Origin of the sequence: Providencia rettgeri (genome assembly GCF_001874625.1) — a bacterium.
GTDB classification, from domain to species: Bacteria; Pseudomonadota; Gammaproteobacteria; order Enterobacterales; family Enterobacteriaceae; genus Providencia; species Providencia huashanensis.
The window spans coordinates 864,709-890,068 of sequence record NZ_CP017671.1; the positions used below are offsets into that span (position 1 = coordinate 864,709).

At 40.0% G+C, this 25,360-nt stretch carries 21 protein-coding genes; 12 read left to right on the forward strand and 9 right to left on the reverse strand.

Going from position 1 to position 25,360, the window contains the following annotated elements; translation table 11 throughout:
* Nucleotides 1-295: 295 nt before the first annotated feature.
* From cyoE to RB151_RS03705, 8 genes are all read right to left on the reverse strand, one after another.
* On the reverse strand, nt 296-1,183 hold the full coding sequence (gene cyoE / locus RB151_RS03670; RefSeq protein ID WP_042846922.1) for a heme o synthase: 888 nt from the start codon (nt 1,181-1,183) through the stop codon (nt 296-298).
* A 12-nt stretch (nt 1,184-1,195) separates the two neighbouring features.
* Nucleotides 1,196-1,528 (reverse strand): cytochrome o ubiquinol oxidase subunit IV, encoded by a 333-nt coding sequence (locus RB151_RS03675; RefSeq protein WP_042846921.1) that lies wholly within the window; start codon nt 1,526-1,528, stop codon nt 1,196-1,198.
* Nucleotides 1,529-2,143: a cytochrome o ubiquinol oxidase subunit III gene (locus RB151_RS03680; protein ID WP_042846920.1), complete on the reverse strand. Its 615-nt coding sequence runs from the start codon at nt 2,141-2,143 to the stop codon at nt 1,529-1,531.
* Complete coding sequence (gene cyoB, locus RB151_RS03685) at nt 2,133-4,124, reverse strand: cytochrome o ubiquinol oxidase subunit I (RefSeq protein WP_042846919.1); 1,992 nt, start codon at nt 4,122-4,124, stop codon at nt 2,133-2,135. Before cyoB ends, RB151_RS03680 begins: the two co-directional genes overlap by 11 nt.
* 4 nt (nt 4,125-4,128) lie before the next feature.
* Complete coding sequence (gene cyoA, locus RB151_RS03690; protein ID WP_042846918.1) at nt 4,129-5,100, reverse strand: cytochrome o ubiquinol oxidase subunit II; 972 nt, start codon at nt 5,098-5,100, stop codon at nt 4,129-4,131.
* Between the two features lie 428 nt (nt 5,101-5,528).
* Nucleotides 5,529-6,299 carry an outer membrane protein OmpK gene (locus tag RB151_RS03695; protein WP_042846916.1) on the reverse strand — a complete coding sequence of 257 codons (771 nt, stop codon included), beginning with the start codon at nt 6,297-6,299 and terminating at the stop codon, nt 5,529-5,531.
* Nucleotides 6,300-6,572: 273 nt separating this feature from the next.
* On the reverse strand, nt 6,573-8,075 hold the full coding sequence (ampG, locus tag RB151_RS03700; RefSeq protein ID WP_042846915.1) for a muropeptide MFS transporter AmpG: 1,503 nt from the start codon (nt 8,073-8,075) through the stop codon (nt 6,573-6,575).
* Between the two features lie 145 nt (nt 8,076-8,220).
* Nucleotides 8,221-8,802, reverse strand: coding sequence for a YajG family lipoprotein (locus tag RB151_RS03705; protein ID WP_042846912.1), 582 nt, complete (start codon nt 8,800-8,802; stop codon nt 8,221-8,223).
* Nucleotides 8,803-9,067: 265 nt separating this feature from the next.
* Here RB151_RS03705 and bolA point away from each other — a divergent pair, with 265 nt between their 5' ends.
* The 9 genes from bolA to RB151_RS03750 all read left to right on the forward strand — a co-directional run bounded on the left by bolA (nt 9,068) and on the right by RB151_RS03750 (nt 20,104).
* On the forward strand, nt 9,068-9,406 hold the full coding sequence (gene bolA / locus RB151_RS03710; protein ID WP_071547712.1) for a transcriptional regulator BolA: 339 nt from the start codon (nt 9,068-9,070) through the stop codon (nt 9,404-9,406).
* A 350-nt stretch (nt 9,407-9,756) separates the two neighbouring features.
* Nucleotides 9,757-11,061 carry a trigger factor gene (gene tig / locus RB151_RS03715; RefSeq protein ID WP_071547713.1) on the forward strand — a complete coding sequence of 435 codons (1,305 nt, stop codon included), beginning with the start codon at nt 9,757-9,759 and terminating at the stop codon, nt 11,059-11,061.
* Between the two features lie 695 nt (nt 11,062-11,756).
* Nucleotides 11,757-12,377 (forward strand): ATP-dependent Clp endopeptidase proteolytic subunit ClpP, encoded by a 621-nt coding sequence (gene clpP, locus RB151_RS03720; protein WP_042846907.1) that lies wholly within the window; start codon nt 11,757-11,759, stop codon nt 12,375-12,377.
* Between the two features lie 116 nt (nt 12,378-12,493).
* Complete coding sequence (clpX, locus tag RB151_RS03725) at nt 12,494-13,771, forward strand: ATP-dependent protease ATP-binding subunit ClpX (RefSeq protein WP_042846906.1); 1,278 nt, start codon at nt 12,494-12,496, stop codon at nt 13,769-13,771.
* A gap of 205 nt (nt 13,772-13,976) precedes the next feature.
* Entirely contained in the window at nt 13,977-16,415 is a 2,439-nt protein-coding gene (gene lon, locus RB151_RS03730) for an endopeptidase La (protein WP_042846905.1), read from the forward strand.
* Between the two features lie 226 nt (nt 16,416-16,641).
* Nucleotides 16,642-16,917: a nucleoid-associated protein HU-beta gene (hupB, locus tag RB151_RS03735; protein ID WP_004914513.1), complete on the forward strand. Its 276-nt coding sequence runs from the start codon at nt 16,642-16,644 to the stop codon at nt 16,915-16,917.
* Nucleotides 16,918-17,092: 175 nt separating this feature from the next.
* The gene (gene ppiD, locus RB151_RS03740; RefSeq protein ID WP_042846904.1) at nt 17,093-18,964 is read left to right on the forward strand and encodes a peptidylprolyl isomerase; all 1,872 of its coding nucleotides are present in this window, start codon (nt 17,093-17,095) and stop codon (nt 18,962-18,964) included.
* A gap of 144 nt (nt 18,965-19,108) precedes the next feature.
* On the forward strand, nt 19,109-19,480 hold the full coding sequence (locus RB151_RS03745) for a ComEA family DNA-binding protein (protein ID WP_071547714.1): 372 nt from the start codon (nt 19,109-19,111) through the stop codon (nt 19,478-19,480).
* A gap of 195 nt (nt 19,481-19,675) precedes the next feature.
* Complete coding sequence (locus tag RB151_RS03750; RefSeq protein WP_071547715.1) at nt 19,676-20,104, forward strand: acyl-CoA thioesterase; 429 nt, start codon at nt 19,676-19,678, stop codon at nt 20,102-20,104.
* Between the two features lie 41 nt (nt 20,105-20,145).
* Here the strand turns inward: RB151_RS03750 and queC are convergent, their stop codons facing one another.
* Nucleotides 20,146-20,847 carry a 7-cyano-7-deazaguanine synthase QueC gene (gene queC, locus RB151_RS03755; protein WP_042846900.1) on the reverse strand — a complete coding sequence of 234 codons (702 nt, stop codon included), beginning with the start codon at nt 20,845-20,847 and terminating at the stop codon, nt 20,146-20,148.
* A gap of 278 nt (nt 20,848-21,125) precedes the next feature.
* Here queC and RB151_RS03760 point away from each other — a divergent pair, with 278 nt between their 5' ends.
* The 3 genes from RB151_RS03760 (at nt 21,126) to RB151_RS03770 (ending at nt 25,189) form a co-directional block, all read left to right on the forward strand.
* A complete protein-coding gene (locus RB151_RS03760; RefSeq protein WP_071547716.1) occupies nt 21,126-21,587 on the forward strand; it encodes an Lrp/AsnC family transcriptional regulator in 462 nt (153 codons plus the stop codon).
* A 75-nt stretch (nt 21,588-21,662) separates the two neighbouring features.
* Nucleotides 21,663-23,408, forward strand: coding sequence for a SmdA family multidrug ABC transporter permease/ATP-binding protein (locus RB151_RS03765; RefSeq protein ID WP_071547717.1), 1,746 nt, complete (start codon nt 21,663-21,665; stop codon nt 23,406-23,408).
* The gene (locus tag RB151_RS03770; RefSeq protein WP_042846896.1) at nt 23,405-25,189 is read left to right on the forward strand and encodes a SmdB family multidrug efflux ABC transporter permease/ATP-binding protein; all 1,785 of its coding nucleotides are present in this window, start codon (nt 23,405-23,407) and stop codon (nt 25,187-25,189) included. The genes RB151_RS03765 and RB151_RS03770 overlap by 4 nt, the downstream gene beginning before the upstream one ends.
* The last annotated feature ends 171 nt before the right edge of the window (nt 25,190-25,360 follow it).

Genomic DNA, 25,360 nt, shown 5'->3' on the forward strand with positions numbered 1-25,360 from the left:
CATATTGATGTACGTTCTCAAGGATATCTTCGTTTGTCGCTTTTCTATAATTCAATCTATTTTGAATCTTTATAAGTAGAACTGATATTTTTAATGTATAAAATCAATGGATTATAGCTTTTAATAGTGCGTTTTATATCTAGCTTATAATAGCAAGGGGCTATTTAACCATAAAATTGCGTCATAAGGGTAGGCAGAATAAGTAAAAATGGGTCATTAACGCAAGGAATGGTAAATGAAAACGGCGGGGGAAACCCCGCCGTTTAGGCATAGTTATCATCAGTAACTAGAAAAGTTATCTGACGAGAGCTATAACAGTATCGCTTGAAACAATAGGATCAACAGACATCATCACGCTCAATGAGGTTATAGCTACGATTGAGAAGATGAATAATTTTCTAGCCCAAACACGGTCGTCATTTTCGGTTTTAAAACCGGAAATAGCCATACCGAGCCACCACAGGCTAACTGCTGCACCTACGATTAAATACTTATAGCCCGCATATCCACTGATAGCTAACATTAGTGTTGCGACCATGAATGCTAGGATATATAGGAAAATATGTGTCTTAGCGACAGATATCCCCTTGATAACCGGTAACACAGGAATGTTTGCGGCTTTATAATCCTTGAAGCGGAAAATAGCAATGGCATAAGAGTGAGGCATCTGCCACAAGCTGAAAATTAATAGCAGGATCAATGCACCTGTATCAAATTCATTTGTGACAGCGCAGTAGCCGATAACTGGTGGTGCTGCACCAGATAGACTACCAATCAACGTGCCATAAACTGATTTACGTTTCATATAGAGGCTATAAACGCCTACATAAACAATGAAACCGATAACTGCAAGTAGCATTGCCAAAGCATTGGCTGCTACAAGTAGTAGCAGCATACCCGCAATACCTAATACAGTTGCGTAAATCAGGCTAACTTTCGGGTCAATCAGCCCTTTAACTAACGGGCGATTCTTTGTTCTTTCCATGATACGGTCGATATCACGGTCGATGTAGTTGTTAAAAACACAACCAGAAGCCACGACCAGTGATACACCCAGCAAAGTCGCAACGAACAGCGGGTAATCTATCGAGCCTTTAGAGGCTAATAAAAAACCGCCGATCACAGAAATCAAGTTTCCGAATATAATTCCTGGTTTGGTCACTTGCAGGTATTGCTTAAACATATCGGCAACTCTTTAGTCGAGCATCATATTGATGTTCAGGTTGTACATAATCCACAGCGAGCCGACAACAACAATGCCGACAATTAGCATGGTGAACAGAAATGCAACCAGGTTCCAACGCTCATCTGATGAGGTATTCATATGTAAGAAACATACTAAGTGAACCAGTATTTGCACAACTGCCATGCCAACAACAGTCCAGAGGATTGTTGATGTTGACGCCGTGCCTTCCATCACCATCCAGAACGGAATGACGGTCAGGATAACTGATAGAATAAAGCCAATCAGGTATGTTTTAACGCTACCGTGGCTTGCTCCAGTGTGAGCATCTTTTGCATGACTCATTTAAATAGCCCCCAGAAGATAAACAACGGTAAATACACAAATCCAAACCACGTCTAAGAAGTGCCAGAACAGGCTTAGACAATTCAAACGTGTTTTGTTTACATCAGTCAGTCCACGACGAGTAACTTGGATCATCATGATAATAATCCAAATGAGACCCGCAGTTACGTGTAAACCATGCGTTGCAACTAGTGCAAAGAAGCCAGATAAGAAACCGCTACGGTCAGGACCAAAACCTTCAGCAATCAGCTCATGGAATTCATAAACTTCCATGATAACGAAGCCAAGACCTAACAAAAACGTTGCAAACAGCCATAAGTTAACGGCAGCAATCTTACCTTTATGCATCGCAATCATTGCGAAGCCGTAAGTGATACTACTTACCAAGAGTAAGAAAGTTTCGCCTAATACGAACTTCAGACTGAAGATATCTTTACCAGCTGGACCGCCAGCAGTTCCATCGGCCAAAACAACATAGGTAGCAAACAAACAAGCAAACAGAATCAAGTCGCTCATGATATAGAGCCAGAAACCGAATACTTTTGTTCCACCTGCATCGTGGTGCCCATGCTCAGCATGGGCGATATTTTGGTTAGTCATTGTATTAGTTGACATCGTTCACACCTGCCTTACGTAATTCTTCAAAGTGCTTATTCTCGATTTCTTCGATTTCAGCCACAGGTACGTAGTAATCAACATCTTCGTCGAAGCTTTTTGCAATCCAAGTTACGATCATTCCACCGAAACCAATGATTGCCATCCACCAGATGTGCCAAATCATTGCGAAACCTAAAATCAAGCTAAATGCGGCGATAATAACGCCTGCGCCTGTATTTTTCGGCATATGAATTTCTTCATATGAAGTTGGTTTCTTATGAGCAAGACCTTTTTCTTTTAGATCCCACCAAGCATCACGAGTTTGAACATGTGGCTCAATCGCGAAGTTATAGAATGGTGGTGGAGAAGAGGTTGCCCACTCAAGAGTACGTCCACCCCATGGGTCACCAGTTAGATCACGGTTTTCATGGCGGTCACGGATACTCACAATGATTTGGATAACTTGACATGCAATACCGAGTGCGATTAAAGCAGCACCGCCTGCGGCAACGACTAACATTGTATGATAAGTCGGGTCAATATTCTGGCTTAAGCGACGGGTCATACCCATAAAGCCCAGAATGTATAACGGCATAAAGGCTAAGAAGAAACCGATGATCCAGAACCAGAAGGCACGAACACCCCATTTCTCATTCAGCGTGAAGCCGTAAGCTTTCGGGAACCAGTAAGTCATACCTGCGAAGCACCCGAATACTACACCACCAATGATAACGTTATGGAAGTGGGCAATCAGGAATAAGCTGTTGTGCAGAACGAAGTTTGCACCAGGTACGGCTAACAGAACGCCGGTCATACCACCTACAGAGAAGGTGATGATGAAACCGATAGTCCACAGCATTGGAGATTTATATTCGATACGGCCTTGGTACATAGTAAACAGCCAGTTGAAGATCTTAACCCCTGTTGGGATTGCGATAATCATCGTGGCGATACCGAAGAAGGCGTTAACGTTCGCGCCTGAACCCATCGTAAAGAAGTGGTGCAACCAAACGATAAAGGACATAACGGTGATAACGATTGTTGCCCAAACTAATGAGGTATAACCGAATAAACGTTTTTTCGAGAAAGTTGCTGCAACTTCAGAGAATACACCGAACACAGGCAGAACAAGGATATACACCTCAGGGTGACCCCATGCCCAAATCAGGTTGATGTACATCATCATGTTGCCGCCCATATCGTTGGTGAAGAAATGGGTACCTAAATAACGGTCTAACGTCAGAAGAGTCAGCGTCACAGTTAAGATAGGGAATGCAGCAACAATCAATACGTTAGTACATAACGCAGCCCAGCTGAATACAGGCATTTTCATCATCGACATACCCGGCGTACGCATACGGATAATAGTTGCGATGAAGTTAACCCCTGTTAATAGTGTACCAATACCGGATATCTGGAGACTCCAGAGCCAATAATCGACCCCGACCCCCGGATTGTACTCCAAGCCAGATAGTGGCGGATAAGCTAACCAACCTGTTTGTGCGAATTCACCTACCCCTAAAGAGATGTTGATAAGAACAACACCGACTACAAAGAACCAGAAGCTCAATGAGTTAAGGAATGGGAAGGCAACGTCGCGTGCACCAATTTGCAGAGGTACAACGAGGTTCATCAGACCGACAACAAATGGAGTTGCCATGAAGAAAATCATGATAACGCCGTGTGCGGTAAAGATTTGGTCATAGTGATGAGGGTTTAAGAAGCCCTCTTGGCCAGCAGAAGCAAGTACTTGCTGACCCCGCATCATAATCGCATCCGCAAAGCCACGGAACAACATGACCATAGCGACAATGATGTACATGACACCAATTTTTTTATGGTCAACAGAAGTCAACCATTCTTTCCACAACCATTTCCACTTACCAAAGTATGTAATCGCACCGACCAGTGCGAGTCCACCAAGGACAATACCAATCAGTGTGACAACGATAATTGGCTCATGGAGCGGAACTGCATCTAGTGTTAATTTTCCGAACATGCCCTTATTCCTCAGCGCCTGCTGCATGAGCACTGTGGCTCATTTGCATTGAATTGCCTGTAGTTTCTTTATGATCAGTCATTGAATGACCTTCATTTTCTACAGGAGCGTGACCTTTATGGTGCTCATGACCAAACTTCAGAACGATATCTTCATAAAGTTTAGGTTTCACGCTTGAGAAGTAGGTAACAGGAACGTTCATGCTTGGCTTAGCGACTTCGTCGAACGCCTGCATGGTATCCATTGTTTTAGGAGAAGCTTTTACCTTTTGTACCCACTCATCAAAACCTTGGCGGTCAGGAGTTGCAATAGCATTAAACTTCATATCAGAGAAGCCATGGCCACTATAGCTTGCAGAGAAGCCTTTATAAGTACCTGGTTCATTAGCGATTAAGTGAAGCTTAGTTTGCATACCCGCCATCGCGTAGATTTGGCCACCTAATGATGGAATGAAGAAAGAGTTCATCACCGAATCTGACGTGATTTTGAAGTTGACTGGCACACCCGTAGGGAATGCAATTTCGTTAACTGTAGCAATACCTTGCTCTGGATAAATAAATATCCATTTCCAGTCAGCCGAAATAACTTCGATTGTGACAGGTTCCTGATCACTAACTAATGGCTGATATGGGTCCAGCTCATGTGTTGTTTTCCAAGTAATAGTACCTAGAATAATGATAATGATGATAGGAACAGTCCAGCAGACTAACTCTATTTTATTTGAGTGAGCCCAGTTTGGACGGTACGTAGCTGACTTGTTGGATTCACGATATTTCATAGCGAAGATGATCGTCATGAAAATAACAGGAATAACAACAAGAAGCATTAAGCCAATTGCAATAAGAATTAGCTCTTTTTGTTTAACGCCAACGGCGCCTTTTGGATCCATCAACACCATATCGCACCCACCTAATAATAAGGCAGCTACAACGAGTGAGATTGCTCCGATACTTTTTTTGTAGTTCATAAGTCTCATCCACGACCCCAAATGACAAAGATTCTAATTGTCGTTTCATCAGTGCGGGCATTTTACGGTAAGGTTATGCGAGTGTAAATGATTGTAAGGCAAAGAAACGGAATTGTTAGCTCTTTATGTTAATATGATCACATGTAAAGAACTTATAAAGAAAAAGTTAAAATTGATACGCATTATAAGTATATATTGATAAAAGCCCGCTAATACTAAATTATCTTAGTAATTATTCAAAGAAAAATATATACAAAAGAAGCATAAAAATAAGCGAACTGATATGAATGATAAGTAAAATGCTAAGGGAAGTTACGGTTTTTATTGCTGATAAAACCATTTTTATGGTTTTATCAGCAAAATAGTAAAGAAAAATTATTACTTTACTGATAAAAAAAGAAAAATCATTAAATGCTAATGCAATTTTCTGGAGCGCGTTAGAATGTATACTTTAATGTATAAATGATTGCATCTTGGTAAAAAGTATCCCCTAACTTATTGTCAGCATAGCGATATTGCACACCCGCAGATAAGTGCTTGGTTGCATTCCACCAAAAAGCGACCGCCCCATTTATGCCATCGCGTTTGCCACCGTTATAGCGTTTATTTCTTGCAAATTCCATTTCGTGCCAGTTGGTGATCATAAAGTTTTCTTCTAACACGTTGAAATTATAACCGGCAACCCAACCTGCGACATAGCCATTATTTCCGGAATAGAATGTTTGGTCTGTATAATTCAATGCGATAAACGGTTTAAACCACAAGTCACCAAATGCGGTGTTATAACCGATACCATATAGCGTATTGACGTCATGGAAGTTGCCACCATATTTAGCTCCCGGCAATGACCAAGTTCCATAAACATGACCATACAAATTAAAACCCGTATCACCTAAATAGTAACGACCAGTTGTTTTAATGGTATAGCGGCGATTACGTCCGGAATCGGTGTGCTGAGAGTGGAACGGGTTTTCTAGATCAAAAAAACCATATAATTCACCCCAATTAAAATTAGCTCCTCCCTCTAATTCAATATAAGCAAAGTCTTTTTTACGCGTAGTCGTTTCTGTTTTTGTTTCAGTACGATGTGACCAATCTAAATAGTTTACATTGATATCAGCAAAGCCATTTTGATAGCCAATAAAATCGTCAGAATATGCCGTTCCGGCTATAGATGCTAAGGTTGCTATGCAAATGATTTTTTTCATAATAGATTATTTTCGTTTAATGATTAATAAGGTTGGGTTGTACGCTATCTGTTAACGCATTAGACAGTCAGCCTTTAACTTGTGATATATTAGTCTTTAAAATTGCAATTAAGAAATATATTTCAGTCTTATGGTGATCGTAATCACGATATTGAGTTGGATTTAGTTAAATTTGCTATTTGGGTCTAATTTAATCAACAGATCAGATTCCCTAAACTAATAAGTTCTATTTAGGGAATTGATTTAATGGATGAGGGGGGATTTAATGAAGGACTAGGATTGAGACGTTTTACGGACAGCTAGAAAATCTAAGCTACCACCTATAATTAAACTGATAGCGCCAATACTAATACCTGTATTAAATATTAGATTTTGATAACTAGGGAGAGCCAACCAAAACTCAATTTGTGTTGTAAATAAATACAGTTTCATGCCACTAAATGAGAACACAAGTAGCGAAAGCAGCCAAATAGATAGAAAACTGACCGCAGTAATTAGAGCATATACGGCAAAGCGATAACCTTTGGCATATAACTCACGGCGCTGAAATAAGCCTGTAGTCTGTGTGTAAACCAAAGAGGTTCGGCAAGCTAATAATAGTAAAACCCCAGGAACAGCCACACCAATTGAAATTAGGTAGAAAAGCGGCCAGCCATAATTACTGACAAAAATACTAGCAATTGGCCCAATATATACACGCCCTACAGCAGAAAGCGCTGAAAGCAGTGCAAATTGCGTTGCTGACAATGATTTATTACACAATGTCATTAACAGGGCAACAAATGCAGCTGTTCCCATACCAGAGAAAATATTTTCAAGAAAAATAATTGAACCCATGGTGAGAATGTGTGGAGGTGTGATTGCTAAAAACCAATACCCTATATTTGACCCGCCTTGCAGTAACCCAAAAAGAAACAGAGCCTTAAATAAGCTCATGTTTTTCATTAGGTACCCACCTAAAAGCGCCCCAATAATGGTTGCTGCCATCCCAACCGTTTTATTGACAGTGCCAACCTCACTTAAGCTAAAGCCTAATGCATTCAATAAAAAGTTAGTATTCAACGCCATTACAAAGGCATCGCCGAGTTTATAAAACACTAACAGTAATAAAATCAGCCAAGCATTGTTGCGGCTAAAGAATTCAGCTAAGGGTTCGTAGATGGCTTTTTTTAGGGATGTGGGAGGAGCAGTATCTTCTTCAGGTTCTTTGGCTAGCAGTGTTGCGATAACACCAATAACCATTAACCCTGCCATCAGTAGGTAGAGTTGTTTCCAGGTTAAAAACTTATCGGCTAACCAAAGTGCAAGCCCACCAGAAACGAGCATGCTGATCCGATAGCCCATCACAGAGGTCGCAGCGCCAATTCCACGTTCTTCTGCACTGAGTAAATCGGTTTTATATGCGTCAAAAACAATATCTTGGGAGGCAGAGCAAAATGCAACAGTGACAGCTAACGCAGCAAGATACCATAAGTGTTCAGAAGGGTTCATGAAACCCATCGCGGCAATACTGATAATTAACAAAATCTGAGTTGTTAATAACCACCCACGGCGTCGGCCGAGGAATGGCGGGGTATAGCGATCCATCATAGGGGACCACAGAAACTTCAATACATAAGCTTGACCGACTAATGAAAAGAAACCAATGGTTCTGATATCAACATTTTCAACAGTTAACCAAGCCTGTAAAGTACCCGCAGTAAGTGCTAAAGGCAGCCCTGAGACAAAGCCTAAAAGAATTAAAGTAATATTATTGGGTAGTGTAAAACGAGGCATAATCCCCTCTAGGCCTAATGTTATATTGCTGCAATACATTGACTGGGGAGACATTGCACTGCGGAGCTAGTCGCCGCGCTAGGCTACCCAAGTCATGGTGATTAAAACTTGGATAGCTTAATACGTTATAGTGTAGATTGCCCGATTAATAGCGTGAATTCTGTCTGATAAAATCGGTGATTTCTTGGTCTGTAGCCATATCTGCAATTAAATCAGCCAATGCACTATTGATAGCAGTTTCTATTTTGGCATTACTCGCAGCCAACAATTCTTGCGTATTAAAGTTGCGTGTGAATGAACGCGTTTTGGTCGAACCATTCGGTGCTGTAGCTATAATACTAACGCTAGAGTTGACGGTAATATTGTGGCGTAAACTGCCTTCAGCAACTTTAGTCTCTAATTTATTCAATTGAACCACTAAATTCACATTTGCAGGCGATGTCACCATGAAGCCGCGCGCTGCCATTTGTTTTTCTACTGCTTCTTGCATGAGGTAACGCGGGTCACGCGATGGGTTAAGCACGACTAAGCTACCATTACGATTCACTTCTGCTAAGGACTTATTAGTGCGGTTATCAACACTACTGACACTAATTGATGTTGCATTTAATGTCGGGTTTTTAGCAGGTAAAGCAATTTTCGGTTCAAGTGATAGCGTGTTGCTGCTAGTTGCACATCCAGCGAGCAGGAACAACGCAACAAGTGGAAAACACAGTTTTTTTAACATAATTTTTCCCAGTTCATCTTTCCTAATTGAAAATGTTTCGTTATGGTGCGGGTAGCCGTTATACAATATAGAATGTTGTGGTTTATTTTCCCTGAATGGTTAGACAACATTTTTTAAAAAAATTCGCACTAACGTATCGCTATCATAACATTGCCAAATCATAATCGGGTATTTCTATAATAAGAAGACAACATTAATTAAGATGTGCAATATAGTTTACTGAACTTACCAATACTAGAGAGAATCACAATTTAAGGAGTATTTTATGGTCGCTAATGCATCGCAAAGTATGCAAGATCGAGTGAGCCAAAAATTACAAACTGCTTTTGAACCTTCACATTTAGATGTGATCAACGAAAGTCATCAACACAATGTATTACCCGGTTCAGAAAGCCATTTTAAGGTAGTTTTAGTCAGCGATAAATTTGAGAATAAACGAATGCTTGCTCGTCATCGTGAAATTTATGCTATTTTAGCCGATGAATTAGCGGGGGGCATCCATGCTCTTGCTTTGCACACTTATACACAAAAAGAATGGGATGAGCTTGCCAATACGGCATTAAAATCGCCAGCCTGTCGTGGTGTTGGTGGAGTAAACCGGTAATTTTTAGTTTCAGTTAATAGACTGAAACTATTCTTTTGATAATTTATCATTCCTATGATGGGTTTGATGAGTATTTTTTCTTCAAATTTTGAAGGGAAATAAAAAATTTAGTCAGAAAAGTCACAAATAAAGAGGAAAAATCGCTTCTTTTCTCAGCTTTTCTCGACTCAGGGCGCATGCATCGGTATAATGCTGCGTCTAATTTTCAGTAAGGTTTCGGGACGCTTCTGATATCAGGGATGACCGTTATGAAAGTAACGCCCCCGGTTCTGGAAGGGAGACAGCCAATATGATTTAATGGCATAACTCTGGAGTAGACCGATCACTAAGATTTATTTTGAGGTAAGAAGATGCAAGTTTCTGTTGAAACGACTCAAGGCCTTGGGCGTCGTGTAACAATCACCGTTCCTGCCACTGATATTGAAAAAGCAGTAAATAGCGAGCTAGTCAGCGTTGCTAAAAAAGTGCGTATTGATGGTTTCCGTAAAGGGAAAGTACCAATGAACATTGTTAAACAACGTTACGGTGCGTCAGTTATGCAAGACGTTCTGGGCGATGTTATGCAACGCAACTTCATTAACGCTATTATTGAGCAAAAAATCAACCCAGCGGGTGCGCCTAGTTACAAACCAGAGCAACTCGAAGACGGTAAAGATTTTGTCTATTCAGTTGAATTCGAAGTTTACCCAGAAATCGAATTAACAGGTTTAGAAACGATTGAAGTTGAAAAACCGGCTGTATCTGTAAAAGATGAAGATCTGGAAAGCATGTTAGAAACTCTGCGTAAGCAACAATCGGAGTGGAAAGAAGTTGAAGCAGCAGCAGAAGCTGATTCTCGTATCACTATCAACTTCACTGGTTCTATCGATGGTGAAGAGTTTGAAGGTGGTAAAGCAGAAGACTTCGCATTAGTTATGGGTGAAGGTCGCATGATCCCAGGCTTTGAAGAAGGCGTTGTTGGCCACAAAGCTGGCGAAGAGTTTGAGATTGAAGTTAACTTCCCTGAAGATTACCACGCTGAAAACCTGAAAGGTAAAGCAGCAAAATTTGCTATCGTTCTGAAGAAAGTAGAACAGCGCGAATTACCTGAATTCACTGAAGAATTCATTAAGCGTTTCGGTATCGCTGATGGTTCTTTAGATGGTCTGCGTGCAGAAGTGCGTAAAAACATGGAACGTGAACTGAAAAATGCAGTTCGTAACCGTGTGAAGGCTCAAGTATTAGAAGGCCTGATCAAAGCTAATGACATCGAAGTTCCAGCAGCGGTTGTTGATGGTGAAATCGATGTTCTGCGTCGCCAAGCTGCACAGCGTTTTGGTGGTGATGAAAAACAAGCGATGGAATTACCACGTGAACTGTTCGAAGAACAAGCTAAACGTCGCGTTGTTATCGGCCTGCTGTTAGGCGAAGTGATCAACAAAAATGAGCTGAAAGCTGACGAAGATCGCGTTAAAGCGCTAATCGAAGAGATGGCATCTGCATACGAAGATCCAGCTGAAGTTATCGAATACTATAGCAAAAACGAAGAGTTAATGAACAGCGTTCGTAACTTAGCTTTAGAAGAACAAGCCGTTGAAACTGTACTGGCGGTTGCTAAAGTGACAGAAAAAGAAACTAACTTTACTGAGCTGATGAACCAAGTTCAAGCTGGTTAATTTTTTTCTTGCTGTAGAAAATAAAAAACCCGTAGTGTGTTACTGCGGGTTTTTTGTCAATTAAAGCCGTTAAATTAACACTTTTGTGAATTTAGCTAGGTTAGCCTTGAAAATCACATTTAAACCCTAATTATATTATCTATACTTCAAGTAGCATGAATGTGCTCACTATACTTCAAGCTGTAATGTGGTTGATTATGTTTATACATACTAGTTACATACAAATGTGCACTCTAAGAGGCTGATTGGCTTGTGGTCTAGCTACCACGTGAATGATTTAGAGTATAGTTTTTGATTTGCGAAAAGCTTTAATTGAGATTTGAATTATTTTAAATAGCTTAACATTGAAGAAAGTGCTGATATCAGCCTAACGGGTTATTTCGCAAATTTTGAAAATCAGGTAAGGTTTTCTAATGGGATAATCCGTGTAACCTAATTAACTTGTGTTAAACTATTTTCAACAGCGTCTTGTTTACTGCAGCATATTTAGCTGCATTTTCTTCTTAATTTTTATCTGTGACGCGGTTAAATTTTAGCTAAACTAAAAATAAGAAGATCGCAACAGGTTGCAGGCACGGTCTTTTTTTAAGGCAGATGTTTTAAAGACAGTTGTTTGTGGCACGATCTCTGCTCTATATAGCGGACAGAAAGCAAATTAGGCGCAAGCACCAGAACGTTTTTAATAGGAGATTTCGATGTCACATTTTGGCAGTCAGGAACAATTAGCATCCCAAATGGCACTTGTGCCAATGGTCGTAGAGCAAACCTCCCGTGGTGAGCGCTCATATGATATTTACTCACGTCTATTAAAAGAACGGATTATCTTCCTGACAGGTCAAGTGGAAGACCATATGGCGAACTTAATCGTCGCTCAAATGTTATTTCTTGAAGCAGAAAACCCTGAAAAAGATATTCATCTGTATATTAATTCACCTGGTGGTGTGATTACAGCAGGAATGTCAATTTATGACACAATGCAATTTATCAAGCCTGATGTGAGTACTATTTGTATGGGGCAAGCATGTTCCATGGGGGCTTTCTTATTGACAGCAGGTACGAAAGGTAAACGTTTTTGTTTACCTAACTCACGAGTCATGATCCACCAACCATTGGGTGGCTACCAAGGCCAAGCGACAGATATTGAAATTCATGCTCAAGAAATCCTCAAAGTGAAAGCACGTATGAATGAGCTAATGGCTCAACATACAGGGAAATCTATTGAAGAAATTAACCGTGACACGGAGCGTGACCGTTTCTTATCGGCTAATGAAGCAAAAGAATATGGTTTAGTCGACCAAATTTATAGTAGCCGTTAATGGGTCAACTTTTGGTATAATTAGTTTATACCATAAACTATTTTAAGAAATTGCGGCTTTGTTTTTAGCTTTAATTAAGAAAAACAAAGTGGTATAGATAAAAGTGAGGTCAACTGATGACAGAGAAACGCAAAGAGGGGACAGGCAAACTGCTTTACTGTTCTTTCTGCGGAAAAAGTCAGCATGAAGTTCGTAAGCTGATTGCCGGTCCGTCAGTCTATATTTGTGATGAATGTGTAGATTTATGTCTCGACATCATCCGTGAAGAGATCAAGGAACTTGCACCGCATCGCGAGCGTAGTGAATTGCCGACTCCACATGAAATTAGGCAACATCTTGATGACTATGTTATTGGCCAAGAAAAGGCAAAAAAAGTCTTAGCTGTTGCGGTATATAATCACTACAAGCGCCTACGTAATGGCGATAAAACCAGTGATGGTGTTGAACTAGGTAAAAGTAACATTTTGCTTATAGGGCCAACAGGTAGCGGTAAAACTCTCTTAGCTGAGACATTAGCTCGTTACTTGGATGTACCGTTTACAATGGCTGATGCAACAACATTAACTGAAGCTGGTTATGTTGGTGAAGACGTTGAAAACATCATTCAAAAGCTTTTGCAAAAATGTGACTATGATGTTGAAAAAGCACAGCGTGGAATTGTATATATAGATGAAATTGATAAAATTTCACGTAAATCAGATAACCCATCAATTACTCGTGATGTTTCCGGTGAAGGTGTGCAGCAAGCGTTACTGAAACTTATTGAAGGGACGGTTGCGGCGGTACCACCACAAGGTGGTCGTAAGCACCCTCAACAAGAGTTTTTGCAAGTTGATACATCAAAAATCCTGTTTATCTGTGGTGGTGCATTTGCCGGTTTAGACAAAGTCATTGGGCAACGTTTAAACACGCGTTCTGGTATTGGCTTTGCTGCGGAAGTTAAAGGTGAATCAGAGAAAGCAACGGAAGGTGAATTGCTGACTCAAGCAGAGCCAGAAGACTTAATTAAGTTTGGCTTAATTCCTGAATTTATTGGCCGTCTGCCAGTTGTTGCAACGCTGACAGAACTAAGCGAAGAAGCATTAATTCAGATTCTGCAAGAACCAAAAAATGCCTTAACCAAGCAATACCAAGCGTTATTTAGCCTTGAAGGGACTGAACTCGAGTTTCGTGAAGAAGCATTAAAGGCAATTGCGAAAAAAGCAATGGCACGTAAAACGGGTGCACGTGGTTTACGTTCTATTGTTGAAGCGGCATTGCTGAATACTATGTATGACCTTCCTTCAATGAGTGATGTTGAGAAAGTTGTTGTCGATGAAAATGTAATTAACGAACAGTCTGAACCTTTGTTGATTTACAGTAAACCTGAGGCTCAAGCTTCTGGCGATAACTAATCCTTAATAAACGTTCAATAATTAATCAAACAAAATGAGGGGTTTCCCTCATTTTGTTTTTTATGTTCAACTAGCTATTGAATGCTAAAATCTTGTCCCCATATAGTTTATATTCTGAGGTGTGGTTTCCTTGTTTTAGAAAGTAATTTTAGAATAAGAAACAGAAACCCTTAAACTAGCGTGAGCTAAACGAAGAGAGAGCTTTATGAATCCTGAGCGTTCCGAACGCATTGAAATACCAGTATTGCCTCTGCGTGATGTAGTGGTATACCCACATATGGTGATCCCACTGTTTGTTGGACGTGAAAAATCCATTCACAGTCTGGAAGCAGCGATGGATCATGACAAGCAAGTGATGCTGGTTGCGCAAAAAGAAGCCTCGACTGATGAGCCAGGGGTGAATGATTTATTTGCTGTAGGTACTGTTGCATCCGTTATTCAGATGCTGAAACTACCTGATGGCACCGTTAAAGTCCTCGTTGAAGGGCTAAAACGCGCACGTATTACGAGCTTGACTGATAATGGCGAATATTTCTTAGCACAAGCGGAATATTTAGCCCCAGAACAAGATACACAAGCTGAAAACGTAGTTTATGACGAAACAACCGCGGGCTCTCAGTCATCAAGTGTACTTGATGAAAAAGAAAACGAAGTTTTATATCGTACTATTGTTAGTCAGTTTGAAAGCTACATAAAACTAAATAAGAAAATACCACCTGAAGTACTAACGGCATTGCATGCGATAGAGCAAGATCAGCTAGATAAACTAGCGGATACCATTGCGTCTCACATGCCATTGAAATTAGCTGATAAGCAGCGTGTTTTGGAAATGGCAAATATTGCTGAACGCGTTGAATTCTTGATGGCAATGATGGAATCAGAAACTGAATTGCTGCAAGTAGAAAAACGTATCCGCAATCGCGTTAAAAAACAGATGGAAAAAAGCCAGCGTGAGTACTATCTGAATGAGCAAATGAAAGCTATTCAGAAAGAGCTTGGTGAAATGGACGATGCGCCAGACGAGTATGAATCGCTAAAACGTAAGATTGAAGAAGCGAAAATGCCAAAAGAGGCACAAGAAAAAGCCGAAGCTGAGTTGCAGAAGCTGAAAATGATGTCTCCGATGTCTGCAGAAGCTACAGTTGTTCGTAGCTATATTGATTGGATGGTACAAGTACCATGGAATAAGCGTAGTAAAGTTAAAAAAGATTTAGTTAAAGCGCAAGAAGTGCTAGATACCGATCACTACGGCTTAGAGCGCGTGAAAGATCGGATTTTAGAATATCTGGCAGTACAGAGCCGTGTTAGCAAAATTAAAGGGCCAATTCTTTGCTTAGTTGGGCCTCCGGGCGTTGGTAAAACGTCATTGGGCCAATCCATTGCGAAGGCAACAGGCCGTCAGTACACTCGCATGGCTTTAGGTGGGGTACGTGATGAAGCAGAAATTCGTGGTCACCGCCGTACTTATATTGGTTCTATGCCGGGCAAACTTATCCAAAAAATGGCTAAAGTTGGGGTGAAAAACCCGCTATTCCTATTGGATGAAATTGACAAGATGTCATCTGACATGCGTGGCGACCCTGCTTCTGCATTGTTAGAGGTCCTTGATCCAGAACAAAATATTGCATTTAATGATCACTATTTAGAAGTCGATTACGATCTGTCCGATGTTATGTTTGTTGCGACGTCTAACTCGATGAATATTCCGGCGCCATTATTAGACCGTATGGAAGTTATTCGTCTTTCTGGTTATACAGAAGATGAAAAACTGAACATAGCGAAAAAACATCTATTGTCTAAGCAAATAGAACGTAATGCTTTGAAAAAGGGTGAGCTTACTATTGATGATAGCGCCCTAATGAGCATCATTCGTTACTATACTCGCGAAGCTGGTGTACGTGGTTTAGAGCGTGAAATTTCAAAACTGTGCCGTAAGGCAGTTAAAGCTTTATTAATGGATAAAAAGCTTAAGCATATTGAAATTAATGCAGACAACCTGAAAGACTATCTGGGCGTTCGTCGCTTTGATTATGGCCAAGCGGATACTGAAAACCGTGTAGGGCAAGTTACTGGTCTTGCTTGGACTGAGGTTGGTGGTGACTTACTTACCATTGAGACCGCCTGTGTTCCAGGTAAAGGTAAGTTAACTTATACCGGTTCTTTAGGTGAAGTGATGCAAGAATCTATCCAAACGGCATTAACCGTAGTTAGAGCTCGTGCAGAAAAATTGGGTATTAATAGCGATTTTTATGAAAAACGCGATATTCATGTCCATGTTCCTGAAGGCGCGACACCGAAAGATGGTCCAAGTGCGGGGATTGCCATGTCAACGGCATTGGTATCTTGCTTAACGGGTAATCCTGTTAGAGCAGACGTGGCTATGACAGGAGAAATTACATTAAGAGGGTTAGTTTTCCCAATCGGTGGCTTAAAAGAGAAACTATTGGCGGCACACCGTGGAGGGATTAAAACCGTATTAATCCCTAAAGAAAACGAACGTGATTTAGAAGAAATTCCTCAAAATGTGATCGCTGATCTGGAAATTCATCCAGTAAAAACTATTGAAGAAGTGCTTTCTTTGGCTTTAGTTAACCCTCCATTTGGGGCTGAAGTTGTAAAAAATAAAGCTAAAAGAGTGAGCTGAATCAAGAAGTTTGTATAAAATTAAGGCTGATAGCTAATTTAGGGCTTGTCAGCCTTTTTTTTCATAGCTACTTTAGCGATGATTCTGATAATTGTTTGTATGTAATCTGTTCTCTTGCCATTGGTAATCAGGATTGATATAACGACTGCATCATTAATTAACTATACTAATAACCGTTAGAGTTAATTAAGAGATTTATAGTCCAACTAATATGGGGATGATAAGAGTGAATAAAGCTCAACTGATTGATCAAATCGCTTCTGATGCGAATATTTCTAAAGCTGCAGCAGGTCGTGTTGTTGACGCGTTCGTCGCTACTGTAACGGGCTCTCTTAGTAAAGGGGACGATGTTGCTCTAGTTGGCTTTGGTACTTTTTCTGTTCGTGAGCGTGCAGCACGTACAGGCCGTAACCCTCAAACGGGTAAAGAAATTAAAATCGCTGCGGCGAAAGTTCCAGCTTTCCGTCCAGGCAAGGGTCTTAAAGACGCTGTTAATAGCTAATTAGGTATTTAAGTTTGTCTTTCTTGCATTTTTGCGAAAACTCAAACTGACGGAATGTCTTTAATCAGCTAATATATAAGCGCACCATGTAAATGGTGCGCTTTTTTTTCTTTCTGAGTTAAGATTAGCGTATTATCAGGAAATTGAATTCAACAAAGCGGAGTTAAGCCTTTTTATGATGGAAAATTTACGCACAAAGGCAAATAGTCCTTTGCTCAAAATAATACTAGCGCTGATAATCCTTTCATTTGTGTTAGGTGGCGTTATGATGGGCGGCATCGGAGGCAATAGTGCAAATAATGCAGCCGAAGTTAACGGTCAGCCAATTAGCAGGGAACAGTTGCAGCAGGCCTTTCAGCAGGAACGTCAGTCATTGCAAGAATATCTGGGAGATAAATTCTCAGAAGTGGCTAGTAACGAAGAAAGCATGAATTTGCTGCGCCGCCAAGCACTTGATAACTTGATTAACAATGAATTGATTAATCAATATGCTAATGAACTAAACCTGTCAGCAAGCGATCAGCAAATTGAGCAATCTATATTCTCAATGCAAATTTTCCAAACAGATGGTCGATTTGATAGCGAAAAGTACCGTGAGATTTTACAGCGTTACAATATCAATGCAGATAGCTTTGCAGCACAAATTCGCCAAGACCTTACACGCGCACAGTTAGGTAAAACCTTTACCGGTACAGATTTTGCTTTGCCATCTGAGGTTAAAGCATATGCACAACTGTATATGCAAGAACGTGAAATTCGTACGGCAACGTTACCTTTAGCTGATGTTCAAGGTAAACAAACCGTTTCAGACGATGAATTAAAAGCTTATTACGATGCTAACCAAGATAGCTTTATTTCACCTGAAAAAGTGAAAGTAAGCTATGTTGAAATGGATGCGGCATCTATGCCAGCAGCAACAGTATCTGATGAAGATGTGAAAGCATATTATGAGCAAAACCTGAAAAACTATACTCAGGCTGAGCAAAAACAATATAGTATGATCCAAGTAGCTTCAGAAAAAGAAGCAAATGATATCCTAAATGAACTAAAAGCAGGGGCTGATTTTGCTGCCATTGTAGCTGAAAAGTCGACGGATATATTCAGCGCTAAACAAAAAGGTCTTATTGGTTGGATGGAAGCATCATCAACACCAAGTGAGATTGCTGATGCAAAATTAACTGAGAAAGGCCAACTTTCTGCCCCAATCAAGTCACAAAATAACTATATTATTTTCCGCTTAGATGATATTAAGCCAGAATTAACTAAGCCTTTTGAACAAGTTAAAGAAAGTATCAAAAACAGTTTACTGCAAGATAAAAACATCAAACAGTTCTATGACTTACAACAAAAGGTTAGTGAAGCAGCAACAAATGATATGGAATCATTAGTTTCAGTTGAATCTGTTTCAGGTTTGAAATCAATCACAACGGATTGGTTTGACCGCAATAATCCTCCGGCGGCACTTAACTTCCCGAAAGTGATTAACGAGGTATTTAGTGATCGCTTAGTTGATAAAAATGGTTCTAAAGGTATTAACTCAGACGTTATTAACGTAGAAGGTGACCGTGCATTTGTTGTACGTGTTACAGAGTATAAGCCTGAAAACATTGAACCTTTTGACACTGTTAAGCCTGAAATAGAAGCTTTAGTTAAACGTCAAAAAGCAGAAGCAGAACTTAAAGCAACGAGTGAGAAACTACTGGCTGAGCTGAAAGCAGGTAAAGGCGAAGAAGCTCTGAATGCAGCAGGCATTAAATTTACGGATGTTCAAACAGTTTCACGTTTGATGCCACAGACTGCGATTATCAATGCATCAATGGAAATGGCTGAACCGGCTGAAGGTAAACCAAACTATGCCATTGCACGTGATGAATCTGATAATTATGTGATTATTCAGTTAGATAAAGTCACTTTAGGCCAACCAACGGAAGATGAGTTAAAACAGCTGTCACGTGAATACCAAGGGGCGATGAGCTCTGCGGTTAACGAAGCTCTGATGCTTAACTTACGTGAAAATGCAAAAATTGAAGTGTTGAATATGGAATAATTGCGAGAAGCTTCGCAATTTAATTTGCAACATTATAAATGAAAGGTCACCTTTGGGTGGCCTTTCGCATTTAAATAACCCTCTGAAAGCTTTCATTGTTTTTTTTTGTCATTGTTACTCCTCAACACACACAGGAGAATCATTATGTTATGGAATACAGTGATGAAACATGGGGCTAATACCGTACTTCTTCTTTCTCTATTAGGGGCTTTTACTTCTTTTTCTTTAGCGAAAAAGATTGAAGCGGAAAAACCGACAACAGCACTTGTGCAAAAAAAAGCGTCAAATGAGAACTCACAACTCATATCTTCAGAGCAATCAGACAAAGTCAATATTAATTCAGCAAGTGTAGATGAGCTAGCACAAAAGCTGAGTGGCATCGGCAAACAAAAAGCGAAAGCAATTGTTGAATATAGGCAAAAGTATGGGGCTTTTAATTCAATTGAAAATATTCTAGAAGTTCAGGGGATAGGGCCTGCATTTTTAGAGAAAAATAAAGATAAAATTGTACTGTAGTTGAATATTCCCCATACATTGTGGTTCATTCAATTGTATGGGGATACCATTTTAATGGTGGGTAATTGAGCTGTAATATTAATTTATTGTAAATAATTTGGGAGCTAGATCTTATTTCTGGTATTCATTCAGCATATTTTCCGTACATTTGTTATTTTTATGTTATCTAAAATTAAACTGGTCGGAGTAGTTAGAATGACAACACATGTCAAGATCCATGGTTACCATATTGATGTTTTCCAACATGTTAATAATGCACGTTATTTGGAATTTTACGAAGCAGACCGTTGGGAATGGATGAATAAGCGTAATTTCATTAATTGGGCGATAAAAAATAATCTAACTATGGCTGCGGTGAATATTAACGTAAATTATATCCAAGGAGTGCTGTTAGGTGATGAGCTTACTGTTGTAACGCGTATGGATAAAATAGGCTCTAAGAGTGCGGTGTGCTATCAGCAAATTATCCGTAATAACGCGGGGGGATCAGAAGTGGTATCTGACGCCTATGTTACGTTTGTTTTTATCGATAATATAACTAATAAAGCCATTGTTATAGATGATGAGTTACGTGAAAAACTAGCATTGTTCAAATCAGGGACTGATGATTTCATTCAGAACTAGCCTACCTAAAAAGTGGTTAGGCAGGCGTATCTCTGTTCGGTTTAGTTTGTTTTTTGTTGCTGCTGTTTTAGAGAGAGCATGACAGCTTCTTTGTCATCTAAATATTCATGTAAGCCTTTGCTTCGTAGGTGGCATGCAGCACATTCACCACATCCGTCACCTTGAATCCCATTATAGCAAGTGAGTGTTTGCTTCCTAATGGTCTCAAGGTGGCCATAACTGTCGGCAAGAGCCCATGTTTGGGCTTTATTCAGCCACATTAATGGGGTTTCAAAACGTATATTTTTAGCGAGCCCAAGGTCAACCGCGTGGTTAAGGGCTTTGACAAACTCATCTCGGCAATCAGGGTAACCGGAAAAGTCAGTTTCACAAACACCAGTAATGACGGCTTCAGCTTGTACTTGGTAAGCATATATTGCCGCTAATGTGAGAAATAAAATATTACGACCGGGTACAAAAGTACTTGGCAGACTGCTCGATTCGCTTTCTGTAAAATCAGGCACAGGGATATTATCCCGAGTTAAACTACTGATCGCTAACTCATTGAGTAAGGTCACATCTAAAACCTTATGAGCATTGGCACCAAGTGATACACTTAACTTTTGTGCAACTTCGATTTCAAAGCGATGACGCTGCCCGTAATCAAAGGTAACACAATGCACTTCGTCATAGTTTTGTAAGGCCTGAATGAGGCAGGTTGTTGAGTCTTGCCCTCCGCTAAAGACCACCACTGCACGTTTCATAGGGACTCCTTGGTGATATCACTTTGTTTAAAACGAATATTAATTCTCTGCTTTCATGTTAGCGACACTGTAATTTAATTAACAGTTCTATTTTTATAAATTTCCATTAATTAGCGTGCTATTTGTACTCTTATTTGGTTATCTGGGTAAAATTCTTCTATAATAATGTCAATTGGTAACATTTTTATTGTTTTTAAATGATGAGATTTTGCTTAATATTGGTAATTCAAATAATAGAAAGATAAAAGAGCATTTCCACCTAAGCCATGAGGGCAATTATGTTAGATAAAATAGACAAAAAACTGCTTTTTTTATTACAAACTGACAGTAGTCTATCTTTAAACACCCTGGCAGAAGCTGTCAATTTAACCTCTACACCATGCTGGAAAAGACTAAAACGACTCGAAGATGATGGTTATATTCGGGGTAGAGTAACGTTATTAGATGGTGAGAAACTTGGGTTAGGTTTAACTGTCATCGTAACAATTAAAACACAGCACCATAATAGTGAATGGTATGAACAGTTTGTGTCTTTCGTGAGCCAACTTCCTGAAGTGCTAATGTTTTATCGCATGGCTGGTGAATATGACTATCTTATGCAGGTAGAAGTTCACGATATGAAATCCTACGATTTGTTTTACAAAAAACTGGTTAATGGGGTACATGGCTTAATTGATGTAACGTCCAGCTTTGCGATGGAAAAAATTAAATATACTACGGTGCTGCCAATCCCCGATTAGCGCAATTTTGTTGGTAAACGACACGAGCGTTTCAGTTATGTATAAGTAAATTAACATTATCCAAGGCAGTAATACGTGCGATTATTTTCACAACTAAGTTGGTATTTTTTGAGCGAATGGAAGCGCTATTTTGGCGCAGTTTGCTTTTTAATTATTATTGCAATTCTACAACTGGTTCCGCCGCGCATCGTGGGTGTCGTGGTTGATGGCATAAGTAAAGATACTATGCCTAAAAAACAGTTGGTGACATATATCTTATTAATGCTGCTTATTGCATTGGTTGTTTATGGCCTGAGGTACGTTTGGCGACTATGGCTATTTGGGGCATCTTATAAGCTGGCAGTTCAATTGCGCCAAAAATTTTATCGACAATTAAGCTTACAAAATCAACAGTTTTATCTTAAATATCGAACTGGGGATCTAATCGCTCGTACAACAAATGATGTGGATCGTGTGGTATTTGCTGCTGGAGAGGGTGTTTTAACGCTAGTAGACTCATTGGTTATGGGGTGTGCAGTATTAATCATGATGAGCGTTGAAATTAGTTGGCAGCTCACATTGCTTGCGCTTATTCCGATGCCGATCATGGCAATGGTTATTAAGCGTTACGGCGATCAGCTCCATCATCGTTTCAAGCACGCTCAAGGTGCGTTTTCATCTTTGAACAATCACGCACAAGAGAGCTTAACCAGTATTCGTATGATCAAAGCGTTTGGCCTTGAAGATCATCAGTCGAATCAATTTGAACAAGTGGCAACGGAAGCGGGGCGTCGTAATATGCATGTTGCGAAAGTCGATGCTCGTTTTGATCCAACAATTTTTTTAGCGATAGGCATGGCAAATTTGCTCGCTATTGGTGGCGGAAGTTGGATGGTGCTAAATGGCACTTTGACTTTAGGTGAGTTAACTAGTTTCGTGATGTATTTAGGGTTGATGATTTGGCCAATGTTAGCCCTTGCTTGGATGTTTAACATTGTCGAACGAGGAAGTGCGGCTTACAGCCGTATCTTAAGTTTATTAAATGAGCCTCTCGTTATTCAAGATGGTTCCCATTCATTACAGCCTGAAAAAGGGCCGTTGGATGTGAACATAATAAGGTTTAGTTACCCAGAAACAACGCGAGTCGCATTACATGATATTCAATTTAACCTGCAACCAGGGCAGTTTTTAGGTATCTGTGGGCCAACGGGGGCGGGGAAATCAACATTGCTGGCATTATTACAACGTCAGTTTGATATCACTGAAGGGGCTATTTGTTATCAAGGGCAGCCCTTGTCTGAAGTATTACTAGATGAATGGCGCGCAAGGCTATCGGTAGTAAACCAATCTCCATTTTTATTTTCAGAAACTGTCGCAGGGAATATTGCTCTAGGAAGACCAGAAGCTAGCCAAGAAGAAATAGAGCAGGCGGCTCGGATTGCTTGTGTACATGATGATATTTTACGTCTGCCTGAGGGGTACTTAACCCAAGTCGGTGAGCGTGGAGTGATGCTTTCTGGAGGGCAAAAGCAACGGATCTCAATAGCACGGGCTATCTTACAAAATGCAGAAATACTTATATTGGATGATGCGCTTTCAGCAGTAGATGGGCAAACAGAGTTTACTATTTTGCAAAATTTAAGCCGCTGGCGACAAGGGCGAACCTTAATTATTAGTGCTCATCGCTTATCTGCATTGGTTGAAGCCGACAATATTATAGTGTTATCCCAAGGAGCCATGGTTATTCAAGGTAGGCATGAGGCGTTAATTAGCCAGACTGGTTGGTATAAAGATATGTATCATTATCAACAAATTGAAGCTGCTTTGGATGGTGATTTATGAGCCAGAAAAAACCACTTTGGCCAGCATTGAAGCGCTTATTATCTTATGGCAAAGCATACCGGGGTACAATGGGAATTGCCATTGCTATGCTATGGTTAGCCGCGATTGCAGAAGTCAGTGGGCCGCTATTGATCAGTTATTTTATTGATAATATGGTCGCGAAAAAGCAAATCATTATGCCATTGACGTTATATATGGCTATTGGCTTTATATTGCTTCAAGTTATTGCTGCGTTATTACATTATTATCAGATTATTTTATTTAACAAAGCATCAGTGGGGGTTGTGCAAACATTACGAACTGATGTGATGAATGCTGCCTTGCGACAGCCACTAAGTGCATTTGATAAACAGCCTGTTGGCCAGCTAATTTCACGAGTGACTAATGATACCGAGGTGATTAAAGACCTGTTTGTCATGGTCGTGCCAACGGTTTTTCGCAGTTTAGCACTGATTTGTGCCATGTTAGTTGCGATGTTTTCATTAGAATGGAGAATGGCATCTATTGCTGTGATGATTTTCCCTGCTGTATTTGTGGTGATGATTGTTTATCAGAGGTTGAGCACACCGATAGTACGTCGTGTTAGGTCTTACCTTGCTGATATTAACAACGGTTTTAATGAAGTGATTAATGGAATGACCGTTATTCAGCAGTTTCTACAGCAAGCAAGGTTCGGGGCAAAAATGCAAGAGGTCAACCAAGACCACTATTTTGCACGGATGAAAGCTTTAAAATTAGATGGTTTGTTACTAAGACCATTACTGAGTTTATTTTCTGCATCAGTATTGTGTGGGTTGTTGCTACTGTTTGGGTTTGAAGGAACAACGACGATTGGTGTTGGTGTTTTATATGCATTTATTAATTATTTGGGGCGATTAAACGAACCATTAATTGAATTAACCTCTCAACAATCCATGCTACAGCAAGCGGTTGTATCAGGTGAGCGAGTTTTTGAATTAATGGATAGCCCACAACAGGGTTATGGCGAAAGCCTTGTCCCATTGCAAGGTGGCTCAATTACCATTAACCACCTATCTTTTGCCTATCGTAATGACAAAATAGTGTTGCAAGATATCAACTTACACGTACCTGATAATAATTTTATAGCTTTAGTTGGTCACACAGGAAGTGGTAAAAGTACTATTGCTAATTTAATTATGGGTTATTACCCATGGCAAAAAGGTGAGATCCTATTAGATGGGCGAGATTTAAATTCATTGTCTCACCATGTATTAAGAAATGGCATTGCGATGGTACAGCAAGACCCTGTCGTACTTGCAGCTTCATTTTTTGACAATGTGGCGCTTGGGCGTGATATTAATCAAGAGAAAGTCTGGGATGTTCTTGAAATTGTTCAACTTGCAGAGTTAGTTCGCACTTTACCTGAGGGGTTAGACACAGTATTAGGTGAACAAGGAAATACCTTATCTGTAGGTCAAAGGCAGTTATTAGCGATGGCTAGGGTGCTGGTGGTGACCCCGAAAATTTTAATCCTAGATGAAGCAACTGCAAATATAGATTCAGGGACAGAGCAAGCGATACAAAAAGCGCTTCGAGTGATCCGTCAACATACAACACTGGTGGTGATTGCCCATCGTTTATCAACGATAGTTGATGCCGACCAAGTTGTTGTGTTACATCGTGGTGCAATTGTTGAGCAAGGTCAACATCTACAACTTTTACAACAAAAAGGGCGTTATTATCAAATGTACCAGTTACAACAAGTTGGGGAGTCGTTGAATGCCCTCAGTGATGCTGAAAAGGAAGTTGTAACCAGTTAATTATTCTGCACCATTATAATGCACACCTTAAAACCACTCAGCCGAGTGGTTTTTTATTTTGTCTTTTCTTTTTGATTTTTAAGCAAAAAAACATTTTGGCATAAGTTTTGCTCTGACGTCAGTACTGCTCGCTAAATTGAGTGGGTTATTGGTATGACTTATAGGAGTAAA

What these genes read in the sequence shown, in the direction of transcription:
- cyoE (WP_042846922.1), bottom strand. Translation starts at nt 1,183, where the DNA reads ATGTTTAAGCAATACCTGCAAGTGACCAAACCAGGAATTATATTCGGA.
- RB151_RS03675 (WP_042846921.1), bottom strand. Translation starts at nt 1,528, where the DNA reads ATGAGTCATGCAAAAGATGCTCACACTGGAGCAAGCCACGGTAGCGTT.
- RB151_RS03680 (WP_042846920.1), bottom strand. Translation starts at nt 2,143, where the DNA reads ATGTCAACTAATACAATGACTAACCAAAATATCGCCCATGCTGAGCAT.
- cyoB (WP_042846919.1), bottom strand. Translation starts at nt 4,124, where the DNA reads ATGTTCGGAAAATTAACACTAGATGCAGTTCCGCTCCATGAGCCAATT.
- cyoA (WP_042846918.1), bottom strand. Translation starts at nt 5,100, where the DNA reads ATGAGACTTATGAACTACAAAAAAAGTATCGGAGCAATCTCACTCGTT.
- RB151_RS03695 (WP_042846916.1), bottom strand. Translation starts at nt 6,299, where the DNA reads ATGAAAAAAATCATTTGCATAGCAACCTTAGCATCTATAGCCGGAACG.
- ampG (WP_042846915.1), bottom strand. Translation starts at nt 8,075, where the DNA reads ATGCCTCGTTTTACACTACCCAATAATATTACTTTAATTCTTTTAGGC.
- RB151_RS03705 (WP_042846912.1), bottom strand. Translation starts at nt 8,802, where the DNA reads ATGTTAAAAAAACTGTGTTTTCCACTTGTTGCGTTGTTCCTGCTCGCT.
- bolA (WP_071547712.1), top strand. Translation starts at nt 9,068, where the DNA reads ATGGTCGCTAATGCATCGCAAAGTATGCAAGATCGAGTGAGCCAAAAA.
- tig (WP_071547713.1), top strand. Translation starts at nt 9,757, where the DNA reads ATGCAAGTTTCTGTTGAAACGACTCAAGGCCTTGGGCGTCGTGTAACA.
- clpP (WP_042846907.1), top strand. Translation starts at nt 11,757, where the DNA reads ATGTCACATTTTGGCAGTCAGGAACAATTAGCATCCCAAATGGCACTT.
- clpX (WP_042846906.1), top strand. Translation starts at nt 12,494, where the DNA reads ATGACAGAGAAACGCAAAGAGGGGACAGGCAAACTGCTTTACTGTTCT.
- lon (WP_042846905.1), top strand. Translation starts at nt 13,977, where the DNA reads ATGAATCCTGAGCGTTCCGAACGCATTGAAATACCAGTATTGCCTCTG.
- ppiD (WP_042846904.1), top strand. Translation starts at nt 17,093, where the DNA reads ATGATGGAAAATTTACGCACAAAGGCAAATAGTCCTTTGCTCAAAATA.
- RB151_RS03745 (WP_071547714.1), top strand. Translation starts at nt 19,109, where the DNA reads ATGTTATGGAATACAGTGATGAAACATGGGGCTAATACCGTACTTCTT.
- RB151_RS03750 (WP_071547715.1), top strand. Translation starts at nt 19,676, where the DNA reads ATGACAACACATGTCAAGATCCATGGTTACCATATTGATGTTTTCCAA.
- queC (WP_042846900.1), bottom strand. Translation starts at nt 20,847, where the DNA reads ATGAAACGTGCAGTGGTGGTCTTTAGCGGAGGGCAAGACTCAACAACC.
- RB151_RS03760 (WP_071547716.1), top strand. Translation starts at nt 21,126, where the DNA reads ATGTTAGATAAAATAGACAAAAAACTGCTTTTTTTATTACAAACTGAC.
- RB151_RS03770 (WP_042846896.1), top strand. Translation starts at nt 23,405, where the DNA reads ATGAGCCAGAAAAAACCACTTTGGCCAGCATTGAAGCGCTTATTATCT.